The sequence below is a fragment of the uncultured Roseobacter sp. genome (assembly GCF_947501835.1).
In the GTDB taxonomy this organism is placed as follows: domain Bacteria; phylum Pseudomonadota; class Alphaproteobacteria; order Rhodobacterales; family Rhodobacteraceae; genus Roseobacter.
The window spans coordinates 25,986-42,241 of the sequence record NZ_CANMXR010000003.1; the positions used below are offsets into that span (position 1 = coordinate 25,986).

Genomic DNA, 16,256 nt, shown 5'->3' on the forward strand with positions numbered 1-16,256 from the left:
CATCCATTTGGGCCACCGGAGAGTAAACGATGACCATCGCCAATCTGCTACGCGTTCTTGCCGCGATCATGTTGGTTGTTGCGCTGAGCGGCACTGTTCTTGCCTACTGGACCGCACAACGCGCCGCATTCTTCAACGCGCGCATCAACCTGGCGCATGAGTCCTATGAGGAGCATCTGCAGCTGAGCGGCAATACCTATCAGCTGTTCAAGCAATACGGCGATGCCATGCTGATCGGGGATCGCGACCAGGGTGCGGGTGAAGCGGAATTGATTCGCCTGATCCGCGCGAACATTCGCAGCATCCGTTCCCTGATCGGTCAGGAAATTGACCTGGTGGGCAATGAGGAGATCGAGGAACTTCAATTGCTGTCCCAGATCGAGCGCAAGATCGAAGACCTGATCGCGCGCTTTGAAATCGTGCGCAAAGACACCGCGGTGGAGCAATTCGGGCGCAACTGGACAGGTCTCTCCGTCATGCTGGACGATGAGATTGATCGCGATTTCCATTCCATGATCAACGCCGCCCTCGCGGAAGAGCTGGAAGAGGTCGAAGAGACCCGCGTCGCTGCGGAGCGACATCTCCGGTTGGCCAATAGCGTTGCGTTTTTTCTTGTGATGCTGGCGCTGAGCGTGGCCGGTGGCGCCCTATGGATCTATACTCGCGCCATCGTGCAACCGATGCGTCATTTGATGAAAGGTGTAAGCGCTCTGGCGGATGGGAATTTCTCTCATCGTATGGGGTTGCGGGGGCGGAGCGAGATTTCCGAGATCGGCGACGTCATGGACAATATGGCCGCCATGGTTGAAGCGCGCACGGCATCGCTCACCACACAAAACATCGAATTGGAGGAAGCCGTTCAGGACCGGACGGCGGAGCTCGAAAACCTGCTCCAGAAATCGCGCCTTGCCGAGGACGCGCGCCGCCAGATGCTTGCGGATGTCAGTCATGAATTGCGCACGCCGCTGACCATCATACAGGGCGAAAGTGATGTTGCCCTGCGTGGGCAGGACAAGACGATCGAAGAATATCGCGAAGCTCTGCGCCGCACGCGCGAGACCGCCAAACACACAAATCTACTGGTGAACGATCTGCTGTTCATTTCCCGCGAAGAGGCTGGTCAGACCCGCCTCAAGCTGGAACGGGTCGACCTTAAACAGCTGCTCCAAGACGCGGTTGACGTCTTCGGCCCGGACATTCCCGTTATCAGTGATCTGGAAACTGCCGAGATGTCGCTGGACGTCTCCCGCATTCGCCAATGTATCGCGGCGATGATTCAGAACGCCCGACGCTATGGTGGTCCGGAGATTGCGGTGCGTCTGATACGGACAGCCACCGGATACCGCGTCTGCGTGGAGGACAACGGACCAGGGCTGCCGGACAGCGAAAAAGAGAAAGCGTTTGAGCGCTTCTTTCGTGGATCAAACGCGGCCAATCAATATGAGGACGGGGCCGGTCTTGGCCTACCCGTGGTGCGCTCCATTGCGCGTGCGCATGGCGGAAATGCGCTGTTGCGTGACCGGGACGGCGGCGGACTTTCGAGCATCATGGAGTTGCCCGTCTCCGCGCCCTTGCGGGTTGTCTCCCAATCCTGAAACAGTTTTTGCAGGAAAATTTGGGTCCAAGAATAAAATTGGGAATAACCAGCGGTCCGACCCGTTTGTCTTTTCAGAGGGGCGACAGCAACGCGCCCGAAAGACAACGAGAAGGCGCAAAGACTATGAATATCCTGTTGATTGAAGACGAATTGCGGGTCGCCGATTTTGTGCGGCGCGGATTGAAAGCCGAAGGCTGGGTCGTCGAACATGCCAGCGACGGCGAAGCCGGGTTGGAAATCATGCAGGATCGGGACTTCGACGTGATTGTGCTTGATCTGATGTTGCCCGGGATCAGCGGGCAACAGGTCTGCCAGAAAATGCGTGCCCGCTCGAATGTCACGCCGGTCTTGATGCTGACAGCCTTGGACAGCACAGATGAACGCGTCGCCGGGTTGCGGTTGGGGGCGGATGACTACCTGCCCAAACCCTTTGATTTTGATGAGCTGATCGCACGTATTCAGGCGCTGCACCGCCGTGTCACCGGCTATGTCAGTGATGCGAACGAGGGTAAACTGCAGCATCAGGGCCTGATCTACGACAGCAGCGCTATGGTGCTCACGGTTGATGGCGTTGCCGTGGATCTGTCGGCCAAGGAGCGTGAGTTGATCGCTATTCTGATGGCCAGCAAGAACAAGGCGCTGAGCCGAGAGCGTATCCTGAATTCGGTTTGGGGCACCCACGAGGATCCGATGACCAACGTTGTGGACGTATATATCGGTCGCCTGCGCAAGAAGCTCGGCCCCTATGGCAGGCTGATCACCACCGTACGCGGCGCGGGGTATCGTTTCGGCTGATCGCACCTGGGGGCTGGTGGCAAGGCCAGCACCGAAAAGCGTGCCACTCCTCCATCTTCATCATGTAATCGGCCAGGAGCATGCTCCTGACCTAAATACGCATTGCGCAGTTTGAGGGAGGGAGCAGACCTCAAACTGCGCAAGCGCCGCATGCCAATCTACCTGATCTCAAAAATCAACCAGCACGGCATCCGGTGTGCCCGTTTGCGCGATGCGCCCGTCTTCGATCACCCAAAGCTCATCCATCATTTTGGCGATTTCCATGTTGTGCGTGATCAGAATTGTGGTTGCGTCGCTGCCCTGAACCAATGCGCGCACCAGGTCCGGGCCGTCCCGGTCCAGCGCGTCGTCGGGTTCATCCAGCAACATCAGACGTGGTTTGGACAGCGCCGCGCGTGTCAGCAGAATGCGGCGAATTTCCCCGGCGGACAGGTTGCGCCCGCCCTCGGCGACGGTGCCGTCCAGCCCATCCAGACGGTCGATGACCTTGCTCAGACCAAAATTGTCGGCCTGGCGCAGAATGTCAGCATCATCAGGCCGCCCCTGCACCCCCATCGTCAGCGCGCGGCGCAGCGACCCCTTCAGGATCGGTGACCGGGTACCGATCAAAGCAATCATCTGACGCCGTTCCCGTGTGGTGAGAGCTGCGGGCGAGATATCGCCCAGCAACACGCTGCCGGACTGCGGATGCTCCAGCCCGGCGGCGAGGCTCAGCAATGTCGATTTGCCAGCGCCGTTTGCGCCGACGACACCGATCTTGCGACCGGGCAGTGCGGTCAGATTGATATCCGCCAAGGCCCCGGCGCAGACATCCGAAAAAATCAGCGCGGGCGGGGCATCGGGCACTGCAGTATCCGTGGAGCGGTCAATTTCAAGCTTTGGCATGTTCAGCAGTTTGAGGCATTTCTCACGCGCATTGCGCCAGGCGCGATGGCGATCCCAAACACCGGCAAGATCCCGCATCGGCTGGATCATCAGCCCGACGGCGGCCAGACAGCCAGCGGCCTCTGCGGCAGGAAGCCCGCGGTGCAGCGCCACCAGAAAGACGCTTGCGCCGGCTATTCCGGAGACCACATCCGGGATCGCACGCAACAAGGCCGCGCCGCGCGCACGCGCAAGGGCCGCGTCAACGAGCTTGTCGGTCTTCACCTTGATCCGCCGGGTTTCGGTCTGCATACGCCCGAGCAGCCGGAGTTCCGGCGCATGTGGGATCCGCTCGCTCATATCCGCCGCGAGCCGGGCGCGTCGGGCGCGCAGCCGCTTGTGTGCGGGGCCAAGCCGTGGCCCAAGCATCGCCGAAATCAACAGGCCAAGCGCAATTGGAACAGCAGCGGCCAAACCGATTTCGAAATTCATGTAGAACAAAACGCCGGTCGCGACGGGCAGGACAATCAGCGCGGAAATCATCCGGGCCAACCCCATGCTGACCCAGGCCCGCACCGCCGTTAGATCGCCCACGAACCTCAGGGCCAAGGATCCATTGCGCCGTGCGGCGATGTCCCGTGCGGAGACCCGGGCCATATGTTTGAACAGTTTCATTCGAAGCGACGCCGCGAAATGTTGGCCGACCTTTTCCGCCGCCAGCCGTTCGTAGAACCGAAAGGTGCCAATGGCCAAACCGGCCATCGCCAGTGCGGCCAGCGCAAAAACTGGCAGGACCGGGGACGTATCGCGAAAGGCGGCGAAAACATCGCGGGTGGCGAATGCCGCCAGACCGGTTGCCGTGGCCTGGCCCAAGGCCAATCCGATCAGCAAGCAGATGCCGCGGCGGCGTCCTTCGCCCAGGATTTTGGGTATCGTGCTCATGCCGTGGCCTCCATCTGGTCAAAGGGTTTCAGGTGGCGAGCCACGTGACAGGCGCGCTGCTGTTGTGCGGAACAGGTACCGCGGCAGATGCCAGCGGATTCTGTCGGTTCATCGGCGATCACAATCCTGTCCAACTGGCCCTTTGTGACGCATGTTTCGAAGTCGTGACCGCAGCCTTTCAACACGTGCAAGGACACGTCGGGTTCGATTTTCAGATCGGTTGCCGCCGTGCGCACCGCGTCCGTCCAGCGGCGTGCACGATCCAGACGGTGCAACCCCTGCTGCGCATCGATGGCGGCGCCGCTGCGGGTATTCTTGTCCCGCACACGGTCATTTTCGCCGACACAGACATTCATCGGCAAGGTCAGAAAACGGTCCAGGTTCGCGATGATGCTGTAGCTCCATTCGTCCGCATGTTCAGGTCGGGGCCATAGCCCATAAGGATAGGAGGCGGTGTCCGGAAACGTGTACCACCCCGGCGACGCGATGCTCAGATGCGAGACGCGTTCCGGATGCAGCAGGGCAAAGCGATGGACAAACTGCGCGCCACCGGAAAATCCAAAGAGATCAAGCTTTTCTGATTGCACGACCCCCATGTTTCGGAGTGACAAGATCAAATCCAACAGCGCCAAGTCGGCGCGCCCACACAGGAACGCCTGCTGGTAGCCAAGCCAGTTGGTTGTGTCGAAAACAGGTGCGATCACGGGCCGTCCAAGCGCCGCGGCCCGGTCGGCAAACAGTGCTGCTTGCAATTCGGCACCGCGCCGTATCCCATGAACGGCCACCAGCGGTGGCGCGTCGGGGGTAATGGTATGCGGGAGCGCCAGCCAACAGGCCAATCCGTTTCGGCCGTTCCCGGGGCGAAATATCACCTGATAGGACGATCCCTCAGGTCTCGTGGTGTTCAAACTGACGCACATGGCGACGCTCCCTTCTGCAATGGGTTCAGGCGGCCGTGCCAAGGACCTCTTCGGCGAGATGGCCTGGCAGCATATCGAAGATCATGTGAATGCGGTCCTGATCGCCATCGTTGTTGGCCTCATGCATCTGATCATTGTCGAACCACCACAGCTCGCCCTGCTGCATGCGCACCTCTTCGTCGCCCGCTTTCATCCAGGACCCATGGGTGGAGGTCAGGACGAAGTGATAGCGGTTGCGCACGCGGTAATAGAGCCCGCGGTCAATATGCGGATAAACGCGTTTCCCGGCGGGCAGGCAGACGATTTTTGCGCGGCCCAGAATACTGTCCTGATCGCGCGCGAATTCTTCAAGAAAGGCCCGCGCGACGGGATAGTCCTTTGAGCCTGTGGTCCACCGGCTTTCATGAACATCGCGCCGCTTGCGGTCCCCGATGGCCGATTTGCGCAGGCCGCGTAGGGGAATGGCTTTTGCTTCGCGCTGCACGGCGATCTTATCCTGCCGCCCGGTAGAGGCGTCCCATGCATGATCGATGCCGTTGATTTCGTCGAGAAACGGGGTCGGATCTACGTCTGCCTTAAGGCGCTTGAAGTACTTCATCTGAATCTCCTCTTTGGGTTCGACACGCTGGAACCGGTGTCTGCTGAGCACCTACTGTCCGGACCTTGCGGCCGCTGAGCAGGCATGGTTCAAGCATGAAGGGGTTTACTTTGATTATCAATCAAGCTATTGTTTTTTAACATGAAAATAAGAAATTCTTAACGCCGAATTCATCTAATTTTCATGTGGCTTTCAAGACAGGAATGGTTCGTTATATCGGCGCGGGCAGCGGGGCGTGATCGCCGCGTTTTGCGCCGGGTAAACGCGGGTGATCTATCTGCGTCGCAAGCAGCGAAAGCAGCCGGTGAGGATTACCGCTGTCAAATCGATTTATCTTGGAGAGGCGATACCGGCACGTCGGCCCAGAACCACCGCGCTCAACAGACCGTTGCCAGAGAGGTAGCCGCTGTCGCCCTTGCCCGACACGCCGCATGCTGCGCCACCGCCGGCGTAAAGCGTATCAAACGGCGTGCCATCACTGCGCAGGACCTGCGCATCCGCGTTCACCTGCACGCCGCCCTGTGTGTGGAAAAGGGCACCGGTCACGCGCACGCCGCAATATGGTGGCGCGAGTGGGGTCATTCCAAACCGGCGACCAAAGCGGTCCGTGCCCTCCAGCGGGATTTCAGCGAGTGTTTTTGCAAGCCTGTCGGGCGGCAGGCCAAGCGTCTGCGCGAGCCCCTCCAAGGTGTCACTTGTGCGCACGGCCCCGGCGGTTTCGGCGCGTTTGAAATCCTCGAACTGCCGCGCGATGCCCGCGATACGATGATCAAAGATGGCGAAAGCTTCGCCGCCCGGTTGCGAGAGCACAGCGCGCGCGGCTTCGGAATACCCCTGTGCTTCGTTCCAAAAGCGGTCGCCCCGCCGATTGACCTGCACGCCCCCTTCGGTGATGACCGCCCAGGTGATCAGAATGCCATGTGGGTGGGCCACATTGCCATGCCCCTGATAGGCCCCGAGATGCTGGGTCTGAGCGCCGATATCTTCGGCCCAAAGCACTGCTTCGCCGCGGTTGCCATCATGGCCAAACCACAGCCCGTCGGCAATTTCCGACATGTGTTGGCTCACCAGTGCCCGGTTGCCGCCAAATCCATTGCAGGCAAGGACCATGCGCTTGCATCCAATGGTTTCGACCCCGCCATCAGGCCGGTTCACCGTAACGCCGTAAACCTCGCCATCGCGATGAAAAAGCACGCTGGCGCGCCGGTCGCAGATGATGTCAATTCCCTTGACCTCGCAGGCGGTACGCAGCGCGTCGATCAGTTCAGCGCCAGACCGCGTGGGCAACCCGTGCATGCGATGCCGCGAGTGACCGGGGTAGTCGAAATTCGTCACAACCGAAAACGGCAAGCCGTGTACTTCCGCCAACCAGTCGATTACTTCGGCGGCCCCGCTCGTCATCAGATCAACAAGTGCTGGGTCGTTTTCATCCTGCGCCTTGGCCTGGATGTCGGATGCAAAGAGGGCCGCACTGTCGTCGATGCCAGTCGCGCGTTGAATTTTCGTACCTGCCGCCGGGATCAGCCCGGCGGACAATGCGGTTGAGCCGCTGGGTACCGGGTCTGCCTCGATCACCAGAACCTGCTGGCCGGTTTCTGTAGCGGACAAGGCGGCAACCAACCCGCAGGCACCCGCGCCGATGATCAGAGTTTCGATTGTAATATCAAAGGTATCGGGCGGCGGCGCCGTCCTAGTCATTGGCGTCATACTGCACGCCTTTTTTCAGCATGTCCGCGGTGCCGATCACCTTGTTCAGCCCGTCAAAGTCAAACATCCGATCCGCAAAGGGGCGATTGCTGCCATGTTGTTGAAGGCTCTTGTAATAATCCTGCGCGGTGCGCGCCAGCGCCCGAACGATCCCGCCTGGAAAGATCACGATGGAGAAGCCCTGCGCTTCGAGATCATCGGCGCTGGTGATCGGGGTCGCGCCGCCTTCGACCATATTGGCCAGCAGCGGCACGCGCCCGGCGAATTGTCGTGTGATGCTTTGCAGGTGCGCCGCGCTCTGCGGCGCTTCGATGAAAAGCACGTCGGCGCCCGCTTCCAGATAGATCTCGGCCCGGTCGAGCGCCGCCGAGACCCCTTCAACCGCGATGGCGTCTGTGCGGGCGATGATCAACGTTTCACCACTTGCGCGCGCGTCGGCCATTGCCGTGACCTTGCCCGCCATCTCGGCTGCTGGGATCAGGGACTTGTCCGCCAGATGACCGCATCGCTTGGGATAGCTTTGATCCTCCAACTGCAGGGCTGAGGCCCCCGCGCGTTCATAGAGCCGCATGGTACGCTGAGAGTTCAGCGCGTTGCCAAACCCGGTGTCGGCATCGATGATCACCGGCAGGGCCGTGCGATCCGCAATCAGCGTCATGGTGTCGGCCATCTCGCTTGCGGTGCTGAGTCCGATGTCCGGGCGCCCTAGACGGGTGTAGGCCACCGCCGCTCCGCTGAGATACAGCGCCTCGAACCCCGCATCTGTCGCCAGGGAGGCCGTCAGACCGTCATAAACGCCGGGCGCGACCAGAATGTCCTTGCTTTGCAGGCGGGATCTGAGGCTCATGCCGTGCCCTCCAGCCAGTCCCGGGCATCGCGGCAGGTCATCTGATGCGTGACGGTGCCCAGAGAAAGCAGCGTGGCGTCATGTATCTCCTGCCGAAAGGCGGCACAGCCATCGGTCAGCATCACGGTCTCTATGTTGCGCAGGTGGGCGTCGCGCAGTGTCGAGGCCACGCCGCCATTCGTTACGATGCCGCCGACGATCAGATGCTCCACGCCGACGGCCCGCATGATGTATTCCAGTCGCGTCTGATAGAACGCGGAATAAGCCACTTTCTCGATCACGAAATCCGCAGGCTGCAGCGCTTCGACCAAGCTGTGACCGAAACCGCCGGGCGCAAAATCGCCCTTACCCAGGAAAGGGCGCAACTCTTTCAGATGTGGCGCAATCAGTGGTGTCCCGTCGCGGTCCGGCACAAGCGAAAACTGCGCCGAGAAATACCGCCCCCCCTGATCGCGCAGGGCCTTGATCAGCGGCGCAATGCGATCCGGCAGCGCGGCGATACTGTCGGAGCCCTGCCCGGCGCGACCATAGGCGCCTTCGGGGTGGAGAAAATCGTTTTGCAAATCGATGGTCAACAGCGCGGTGCGTGCCAGATCCCAGTCTCTTGGGCTGCTCATGATGCCTCCTCCGCAGGTTCAATGATGGTGTTGCCGAATTGGTCCACGCGGCCCTGCAGATCCGGCTCAATTAGCACCGTGGTATCGGGTTGTGTCAGAATGGCGGGACCTTTGATCACCGTACCAACGGGCAGGGACAATCGGTCATAGATCGCGGTGTCCTGCCAGTCGTCCCCGAAATGAACCGGGCGTGTCGCGGTCGGGTTGACCGCGCCTTCCTGTGTTGGGGCCAGCGTGGTGAGATCGAACTTGGGTCGCCTGCCGGTGACGGCGCTGCGCAGGTTGAGAATGCGCCGCACGCCACCCTTCAGCAACCGCCCGAAGGTTGCGTCATAGGCCGTGTCAAAAGCGGTTTCGATCTCTGCCTGCGTGGGCGGTTGCACCGTGCCGTTCTGCACCGTCACGCTGAGCGGGACAGACACGGTATGGGTCTGCCCGATGTACGCCATGTCCAGCTCGAAACTGATGTCGCGGGCCTCGAAAATGGTGCGGGCGGCGTCCAGCAGCGCCATGCCCTGATCGGCGTGGGATTGCATGAAGCGTGTCAGCGCCGCTGCGTCGAGCGTGCTCACCAGCGTATTGATCGTCTGCACGAAGTCCTGCCGCATGTCCGCGATCACACAGCCCATCGCAGAGGTTACACCGGGATAGCGGGGCACGATGGCGCGCGCGATGCCCGTCTCCGCCAGCATCGCCCCGGCATGCAGCGCGCCGCCGCCGCCAAACGGCATGAAGGCGAAGCGCTTGGGATCAAAGCCGCGTTCGATGCCCACAAGCCGGATCGCCCCGGCCATGCGGCTGTTGGCGACGGTTAGGATCGCCTCGGCGGCCTCTAATGTGCCAAGGCCCAGGGGTGCGGCCACATGCAGATCAATCGCTTTGGCTGCGGTCTCGACATCGAGGCGCGCAAGCTTGCCGCCGATCGGATTGTCCGGATCGATCCGACCCAGCACCACATTGGCGTCGGTCACGGTGGGGCGGTCATTGCCCATTCCATAGGCAACAGGGCCGGGGTCTGACCCGGCGCTTTCCGGTCCGATGTTCAAAAGCCCGCCCTTGTCGACCCAGGCGATGGAACCGCCTCCGGCCCCGATGGTCGTGATCTCGATCATCGGCGTGCGAACGACCATACCGAAATCAACCGAGGTCTGCGGGGACAGCATGGAGTGGCCTTCGGCGATGAGGGACACATCGAAGCTGGTGCCGCCCATATCGCCGGTAATCACATTGTCAAAGCCCGCCGATTGGGCGATGTAGCCCGCCGCAATCACCCCGGCGGCGGGTCCGGAGAGGGCGGTGCGTACCGGCAGACGGCAGGCGGTATCCACCGCCATGACACCGCCGTTGGACTGCACGATCATGAACTCCCCCTCGAAGCCACCCTGATGCAACGCGCTTTCCAACCGACCCAGATAGCCAGAGACTTCGGGTTGTAAATAGGCGTTCAAAGCCGTCGTAGAAAACCGTTCGAATTCGCGGATTTCCGGCAGGATTTCGTGGGAGGCTGAGACGTGGTCATTAGGCCAGATCGCCCGCACGGCGGCCACCGCCGCGGCCTCGTTTTCAGAGTTTGCATAGGCGTTGGCAAAGAGGATCGCCACGGCCGCGCATCCGTCCGCCTGCAGTTGCCGGGCTGCGGCACGCACAGCATCCAGATCAACGGGGGTGCGGATTGAACCGTCTGCGAGCGTGCGTTCAGGTACCTCAAGCCGGTTCTGCCGGTCCACCACCGGTTCAAAATTCCCGCGCAGACCCCAGGTGCGCGGTCGGTCCCGACGCCGCATTTCCAGCACATCGCGCAGGCCTTGCGTGCAGATCACCCCGGTTTTTGCACCCTTGCGTTCCAGCAGGGCGTTTGTGCCCGCCGTGGTGCCATGCACCACCACAGCAGTCTGCGACAGATCCGTCACCTCGCGCCCGATACCATCGAGAAACCCAGCCGATTGATCGGGGCGGGTGGTCGGCACCTTGGCAACCGTGGCGGTACCTTTGGCTTCATCGAGCACAAAGACATCCGTGAAGGTACCGCCGACATCGACACCAATCATGCGCCCGCTCACGGTGAAACCTCCCGCCAGGAGGGTCCATGCAGTTGATCGGCCATTGCAGCGCTGACCAGACCGCGGGCCACATCGCGTGCGACATCCTCGGGCGCGCGGTCCTGCGGTGCGCCGTAGCCACCGCCGCCGGGTGTTTCCAACCGCACCGCCTGTCCCTGTCGCAGGGTGATGCCACGCATTTTCGAGGCCAGCGGGGGATGCGCCCAGCCATCATCCTGCTCATAGGAAAAGACGTTCATGGCACCATCTGACCCGTCGGCAATGCCTTTGGGCGCAAACCGCCCGCGCTCACCAAAGAGAAAGGCCTCCGCACCGTTTTCCTCAAGTACTTCGATCTCATAGATCGCGCCCAGCCCGCCGCGATGGGTTCCTGCGCCAGCGCTGTCGGGGCGCAGCGCCCAAGTGCGGAACATCACGGGATAGGCGGCCTCGAGGATTTCCATCGGCGGAATCGTCGCGGTGGAAATTGGTGCATTCCCGTGGTTGAGCCCGTCGCTATCAATCGATCCGCCGTGCCCGCCGCCGTAAAAGCTGAACATGACCCAGGGCTGGCCGTTGCTGCGTTTGCCGGCAATCGACAGCGCGTTGATTGTGCCATAGGCGTTGGCCACCACGCGGGTCGGCGCCGCTTTGGCGAAGGCGGAAAAGACGACATCGATCATCCGCAGGATCGTTTCGGTGTACCCGCCGGTGGGCGCCGGGAATTCTGCCGATAACAGGGATCCTTCGGGTACAACCACCTCGATCGGGCGCATCACGCCCGCGTTTGCGGGCAGGGTCGGGAAGATGTGTTTGATCGCCACATAGGCAGTGGCGACAGTGGTTGGCAGGGCAATGTTGACCGGACCCGCGCATTGCGCTGCCGAACCGGTGAAATCGAGCGTCATCCTGTCGTCTTTGATCTCCAGGGTCACGCGGATCGCCAGTGGTTCATCGGTGATGCCGTCATTGTCGAGGAAATCCTCGGCCTCCCAGCGGCCATCGGGTAAGTCTTGCAGCTCCGACCGCATCAGCGCCTCCGCCCGATGCCCCAAGGCCTCAAGCGCCGCCGCCACCGTAGCGGCGCCATATTCGTCAAGCAATTCGTCCATGCGCTTGATGCCAAGATCCAATGCGCCCAGCTGCCCGTTCAGATCGCCCATGGCGGATTGCGGCAGGCGCGTATTGCGCAGCAGGATGTCGATGATGTCCTGATTGATCACGCCACGGCGTGCCAGTTTGACCGGGGGCAGGACAAAGGCCTCCTGAAACACCTCGGTGGCGGCGGGGTTGTAGTTGCCCGGCACCGCCCCGCCGACATCGTGCCAATGCCCGACCGACGCCAGGTAGCAAAAGAGTTCCCCATCCCGGAAATAGGGGCGCACCAGCCGCATGTCGCTGAGATGTGTGCCGCCGATATGTGCGTCATTGAAAATGTAGATGTCGCCGTCAGCGAGATCGCCGTCTTTCGCCGCCTTTTCGATCACCGCCTGCACGGCAAAGGCCATCACACCCACGAAGATCGGCAGGCCGGATTTGCCCTGCACCAGCGTGTCGCCGGTGCGCGCGTGATAGAGGCCATGGCTGGCGTCATGGGCTTCGGCAATGATTGGGTTGAAGGCAGCGCGAAACAGCGTTGCGTCCATCTCGTCAGCGATCTGTTCCATGCGCCCCGACAAGACGGATAGGGTGATCGGGTCAATTTCGGTCATGACTGTGCCCTTGTTTCTGCGATGTCGTTCCAGACATCCTGCCGCGTGATCTTGTCGTCAATGACCTCGAACCGGTCGATAAAGCGGATGCCACTGAAGGGGGTGCCATCGGACCATTCGCCTGACAGTGTTCCGCGACAATAGACGATAGCAGCCGCGCCGGTGCTTTGCAGGGCGTCAAAACCTTCATAGGTTTTGGTCACCGATCGATAGCGGGGTCTAGCCCAATCGATCAGCTCTTTTAGTTTGCGCATGGGGGCCGCACCAGGGAACTGCATCTCAAAGCTGTCACCCAGCATCACCTCGGCCCGGGCCAGATCGCGCGCTTCCATGGCGGCGAGATAGTTACGCACCAGCTTGGCGGGATCGGAACGTGCCGCAGCTGGTACGCGGGTGCTGCGCCCCCGGTAGTCCTCTTCGGGCGCCATGTCATGGATGATGACCGTTACAAGGTCAGGTGCCGCTGGAATGACGAGACGCACGGCATCCGTCAGCGCCGCCCCGAGTCGCTGTTTTTCCGTCGCAGAGCAGCCTTCCAGAACATGAAGCTCGACCGTCGGCATAATGCCCTCTCCAAGATATCAGTATTATAGATAATACATATTTCATGATTTTGTTAAGTCTAATTTGGCTGCCATGATATACAATCCCTTGATTTTTCATATGACACATTTACCATTATCAAGTGTCTCGTAAGGGGAATCATCGCTTGGACAGTGTCGGCGCAGCACCATTGCCTGAAGGCGCAAAAGCGCGCCGGGTCTATCTGTCCTTGCGCGATCAGATATCCGATGGGCGGCTGTGTGATGGGGAAAACCTGCCCGGTGAATTGCGGCTGGCTGAAAGCTACGGTGTCTCGCGGGTGACGGTTCGGCGGGCACTGGACGCGCTCTGCGAATCCGGGCTGGTGGAGAAGCGCGCGGGCAGCGGCACAACAGTCCGGGCCAAGGCGCTTACAGGTCGGCGGGCCGCGATGAATTTCAACACGCTGATGCCGCAACTGGTGGAAATGGGGCAGGCCACCACCGCGCGGCTGCTGTCCTTTTCCTACAGCCCGGTGCCAGATTTTGTCGCGCGTGCGATGGGTTTGGAGATCGGTGAAAAAGCACAGATCGCGACACGCGTACGGATGGCGGATGGCATGCCCTTTTCCCATCTGACGACATATGTTCCGACCGCGATCGCGCGGAATTATTCCGAAGACGATCTGGCGACCACCCCGCTTTTCAAGCTGCTGGAACGCAGTGGCGTGCAGATCAAGGAAGCGCATCAATCGGTATCTGCGACGCTGGCGGGGCCGGATGTCGCCGAGGCGCTGGAGGTCGCAGTGGGCTCGGCGCTTTTGTCCCTGAAACGCGTGGTGCGGGATGTCGATGGCAATGGTGTGGAGTATCTGTCGGGCCTCTATCGGCCCGATATGTTCAGTCTTGAAATGCCGCTGGAGCGTGTCGGTGACGGGGGCGGACGACATTGGGAACCTGCCATTGGACAAGCTGAGCAGGGGGGCGCATGAGCCAGCCGCGAACTCTGCTCGACAAGTTGTGGGCGTCTCATGAAATCCTCAGGCGGGACGATGGTGTTTCGCTTTTGTGGGTGGATCGGCATCTGGTGCACGAAGGCTCCCATCATGCGTTTGCAAAGCTTGCGGCCCGTGAGGCGCAAGTTGCAACCCCCGAATTGACGTTTGCTGTGGTGGATCACTACGCGCCCACGCGAAACCGAGGCCAGATCGCCGACCCGCAGATTGCCCGCATGATCGAAACACTGCGGGCCAACGCGCGTGAACACGGGCTGCAGCTTTTCGATCTGGACGACCCTCGGCAGGGGATTGTGCATGTGATCGGACCGGAACAAGGCCTGACGCTGCCGGGGCTGCTTATCACCTGCGGCGACAGCCACACTTCGACCCATGGTGCTTTTGGTGCGCTTGCCTTCGGGATCGGGGCGACCGAGGTGGCGCATGTATTGGCCACGCAGACTGTCTGGCAGAAAAAGCCCAAGGCGATGCGGATCATCGTCGAGGGGGCGGTGGCCCGCGGTGTGACTGCCAAGGATATCGCGCTGAACTGGATCGCGCGGTTGGGCACGGGGGGCGCGCAGGGGTACGCTATTGAATATGCGGGTGGCGCCATTCGGGACCTGACGATGGAAGGGCGCATGACGCTGTGCAATCTGTCGATTGAGGGGGGTGCGCGGTTCGGGATGGTTGCACCGGATGAGGCCACGCAGGCCTATGTGAAAGACCGCCCCTTTGCGCCCAAGGGCGAAGACTGGATAGCAGCCGTCGCGGCATGGGGCGATCTTGCAAGCGATGAAAACGCCGAGTTTGACCGCGAAATCCGGATTGATGCTGCGGAAATCGCGCCCACGGTCACCTGGGGCACAAGTCCGGAGCAGGCCTTGCCCGTAAATGCCACCTTGCCAGACCCAACCGCGCTTGCCGCGGGCAAAGCCGAAGCCACCCGTGCTGCGCTTGAGTATATGGGTCTGAGCCCCGGTCAAACCCTGGCAGGCACACCGGTGGATCAGGTTTTCATCGGATCCTGCACCAATGGGCGGATCGAGGATTTGCGCGCAGCTGCTGCAGTGCTGGCCGGACGCCGTGCCAAGGTGCCGGGGCTGGTATCACCCGGGTCCCAGCCGATCAAAGCGCAGGCGGAGCAGGAAGGGCTTGCCGAGATATTTATCGAGGCCGGGCTGGAATGGGGCGCTTCGGGCTGTTCGATGTGCGTGGGGATGAACGGTGATCTGGTGGGCGCGGGCATGCGCTGCGCCTCTTCGACCAACCGCAATTTCCGTGGGCGACAAGGGCGCGGGGCGCGCACCCATCTGATGTCCCCCGCGATGGTGGCCGCGGCTGCGGTGACGGGCACAATTGCCGACGTGCGCCCTTTGTTGCAGGGGAGAGCCCCGTGATGGCGGGATGGAGCACACATGCGGGGCTGGCCGTTGCCTTGCCTTTGGCCAATATCGATACGGATCAGCTGATCCCGGCGCGTTTCATGTCTGTGCCGCGGGCGGACGGCTATGGCCAATATCTGCTGCACGATCTGCGTCGCGACGCGGAGGGGACCCTGAAGCAAGACTGCGCGCTCAATGCGCATGCGGACGCAAGCATCCTGATCGCAGGGGATAATTTCGGCAGCGGATCATCGCGGGAAGCCGCGGTTTATGTGCTCGTTGATGCCGGATTTCGCGCGGTAATCGCCCCGGGCTTCGGCGATATTTTTGCCAGCAACGCGGTGAACAACGGGCTGTTGCCAGCACGGATTGGCGCCGCTGACTATGACGCCCTGATCGATCAACTCGGAGGTGGCACGGTGCGCGCCAGCGTTGATTTGGAAGCGGGGCGGATCACCTTGGCTGAAACCATCGTCACATTTGTGCTCGATGAAAGCTGGCGCATCAAATTGATCAACGGCTGGGACGACATCGATCTGACGCAGCAGCACCGCAACAGTATCGACACTTTCAAGGATCATCGAAGACGAACCGCCGCTTGGGCCTGGCCCGCAGCGGTGGAGTGAAACGCGCAGGTTAAAATAGCGCAGATCGGCATCGCAAAGATGTCAAAAAGTAAGGGTCAGGGCACAGCGCCGACCCCAAAATAAATCGGAG

General features: G+C 61.2%; 14 protein-coding genes. 5 read left to right on the top strand and 9 right to left on the bottom strand.

Annotated features, from left to right (window positions below; genetic code table 11):
• Positions 1-29 precede the first annotated feature (29 nt).
• Positions 30-1,595, top strand: coding sequence for a HAMP domain-containing sensor histidine kinase (locus tag Q1A20_RS06895; protein ID WP_299402449.1), 1,566 nt, complete (start codon positions 30-32; stop codon positions 1,593-1,595).
• Positions 1,596-1,720: 125 nt separating this feature from the next.
• Positions 1,721-2,392: a response regulator transcription factor gene (locus Q1A20_RS06900; RefSeq protein ID WP_298975729.1), complete on the top strand. Its 672-nt coding sequence runs from the start codon at positions 1,721-1,723 to the stop codon at positions 2,390-2,392.
• A 168-nt stretch (positions 2,393-2,560) separates the two neighbouring features.
• Here the strand turns inward: Q1A20_RS06900 and Q1A20_RS06905 are convergent, their stop codons facing one another.
• From Q1A20_RS06905 to Q1A20_RS06945, 9 genes are all read right to left on the bottom strand, one after another.
• Positions 2,561-4,198 carry an ABC transporter ATP-binding protein gene (locus Q1A20_RS06905; protein WP_299402451.1) on the bottom strand — a complete coding sequence of 546 codons (1,638 nt, stop codon included), beginning with the start codon at positions 4,196-4,198 and terminating at the stop codon, positions 2,561-2,563.
• On the bottom strand, positions 4,195-5,118 hold the full coding sequence (locus tag Q1A20_RS06910) for an alpha/beta hydrolase (RefSeq protein ID WP_299402452.1): 924 nt from the start codon (positions 5,116-5,118) through the stop codon (positions 4,195-4,197). The genes Q1A20_RS06905 and Q1A20_RS06910 overlap by 4 nt, the downstream gene beginning before the upstream one ends.
• Before the next feature lie 25 nt (positions 5,119-5,143).
• On the bottom strand, positions 5,144-5,716 hold the full coding sequence (locus tag Q1A20_RS06915; protein WP_299402454.1) for an aspartyl/asparaginyl beta-hydroxylase domain-containing protein: 573 nt from the start codon (positions 5,714-5,716) through the stop codon (positions 5,144-5,146).
• 330 nt (positions 5,717-6,046) lie between these two features.
• A complete protein-coding gene (locus Q1A20_RS06920) occupies positions 6,047-7,423 on the bottom strand; it encodes an FAD-dependent oxidoreductase (protein WP_299402455.1) in 1,377 nt (458 codons plus the stop codon).
• The gene (locus Q1A20_RS06925) at positions 7,407-8,270 is read right to left on the bottom strand and encodes an isocitrate lyase/phosphoenolpyruvate mutase family protein (protein ID WP_299402457.1); all 864 of its coding nucleotides are present in this window, start codon (positions 8,268-8,270) and stop codon (positions 7,407-7,409) included. The genes Q1A20_RS06920 and Q1A20_RS06925 overlap by 17 nt, the downstream gene beginning before the upstream one ends.
• A complete protein-coding gene (locus tag Q1A20_RS06930; protein WP_299402458.1) occupies positions 8,267-8,887 on the bottom strand; it encodes a cysteine hydrolase family protein in 621 nt (206 codons plus the stop codon). The genes Q1A20_RS06925 and Q1A20_RS06930 overlap by 4 nt, the downstream gene beginning before the upstream one ends.
• Positions 8,884-10,935: a hydantoinase/oxoprolinase family protein gene (locus Q1A20_RS06935; protein WP_299403221.1), complete on the bottom strand. Its 2,052-nt coding sequence runs from the start codon at positions 10,933-10,935 to the stop codon at positions 8,884-8,886. Before Q1A20_RS06935 ends, Q1A20_RS06930 begins: the two co-directional genes overlap by 4 nt.
• Before the next feature lie 8 nt (positions 10,936-10,943).
• Positions 10,944-12,638, bottom strand: coding sequence for a hydantoinase B/oxoprolinase family protein (locus Q1A20_RS06940; RefSeq protein WP_299402460.1), 1,695 nt, complete (start codon positions 12,636-12,638; stop codon positions 10,944-10,946).
• On the bottom strand, positions 12,635-13,201 hold the full coding sequence (locus tag Q1A20_RS06945; RefSeq protein ID WP_299402461.1) for a tautomerase family protein: 567 nt from the start codon (positions 13,199-13,201) through the stop codon (positions 12,635-12,637). Before Q1A20_RS06945 ends, Q1A20_RS06940 begins: the two co-directional genes overlap by 4 nt.
• 146 nt (positions 13,202-13,347) lie before the next feature.
• Here Q1A20_RS06945 and Q1A20_RS06950 point away from each other — a divergent pair, with 146 nt between their 5' ends.
• The 3 genes from Q1A20_RS06950 to leuD are packed head-to-tail and all read left to right on the top strand — an operon-like array spanning position 13,348 to position 16,165.
• Positions 13,348-14,151 (top strand): GntR family transcriptional regulator, encoded by an 804-nt coding sequence (locus tag Q1A20_RS06950; protein ID WP_299402463.1) that lies wholly within the window; start codon positions 13,348-13,350, stop codon positions 14,149-14,151.
• Complete coding sequence (leuC, locus tag Q1A20_RS06955) at positions 14,148-15,554, top strand: 3-isopropylmalate dehydratase large subunit (RefSeq protein WP_299402465.1); 1,407 nt, start codon at positions 14,148-14,150, stop codon at positions 15,552-15,554. The genes Q1A20_RS06950 and leuC overlap by 4 nt, the downstream gene beginning before the upstream one ends.
• The gene (leuD, locus tag Q1A20_RS06960) at positions 15,554-16,165 is read left to right on the top strand and encodes a 3-isopropylmalate dehydratase small subunit (RefSeq protein ID WP_299402466.1); all 612 of its coding nucleotides are present in this window, start codon (positions 15,554-15,556) and stop codon (positions 16,163-16,165) included. The genes leuC and leuD overlap by 1 nt, the downstream gene beginning before the upstream one ends.
• The last annotated feature ends 91 nt before the right edge of the window (positions 16,166-16,256 follow it).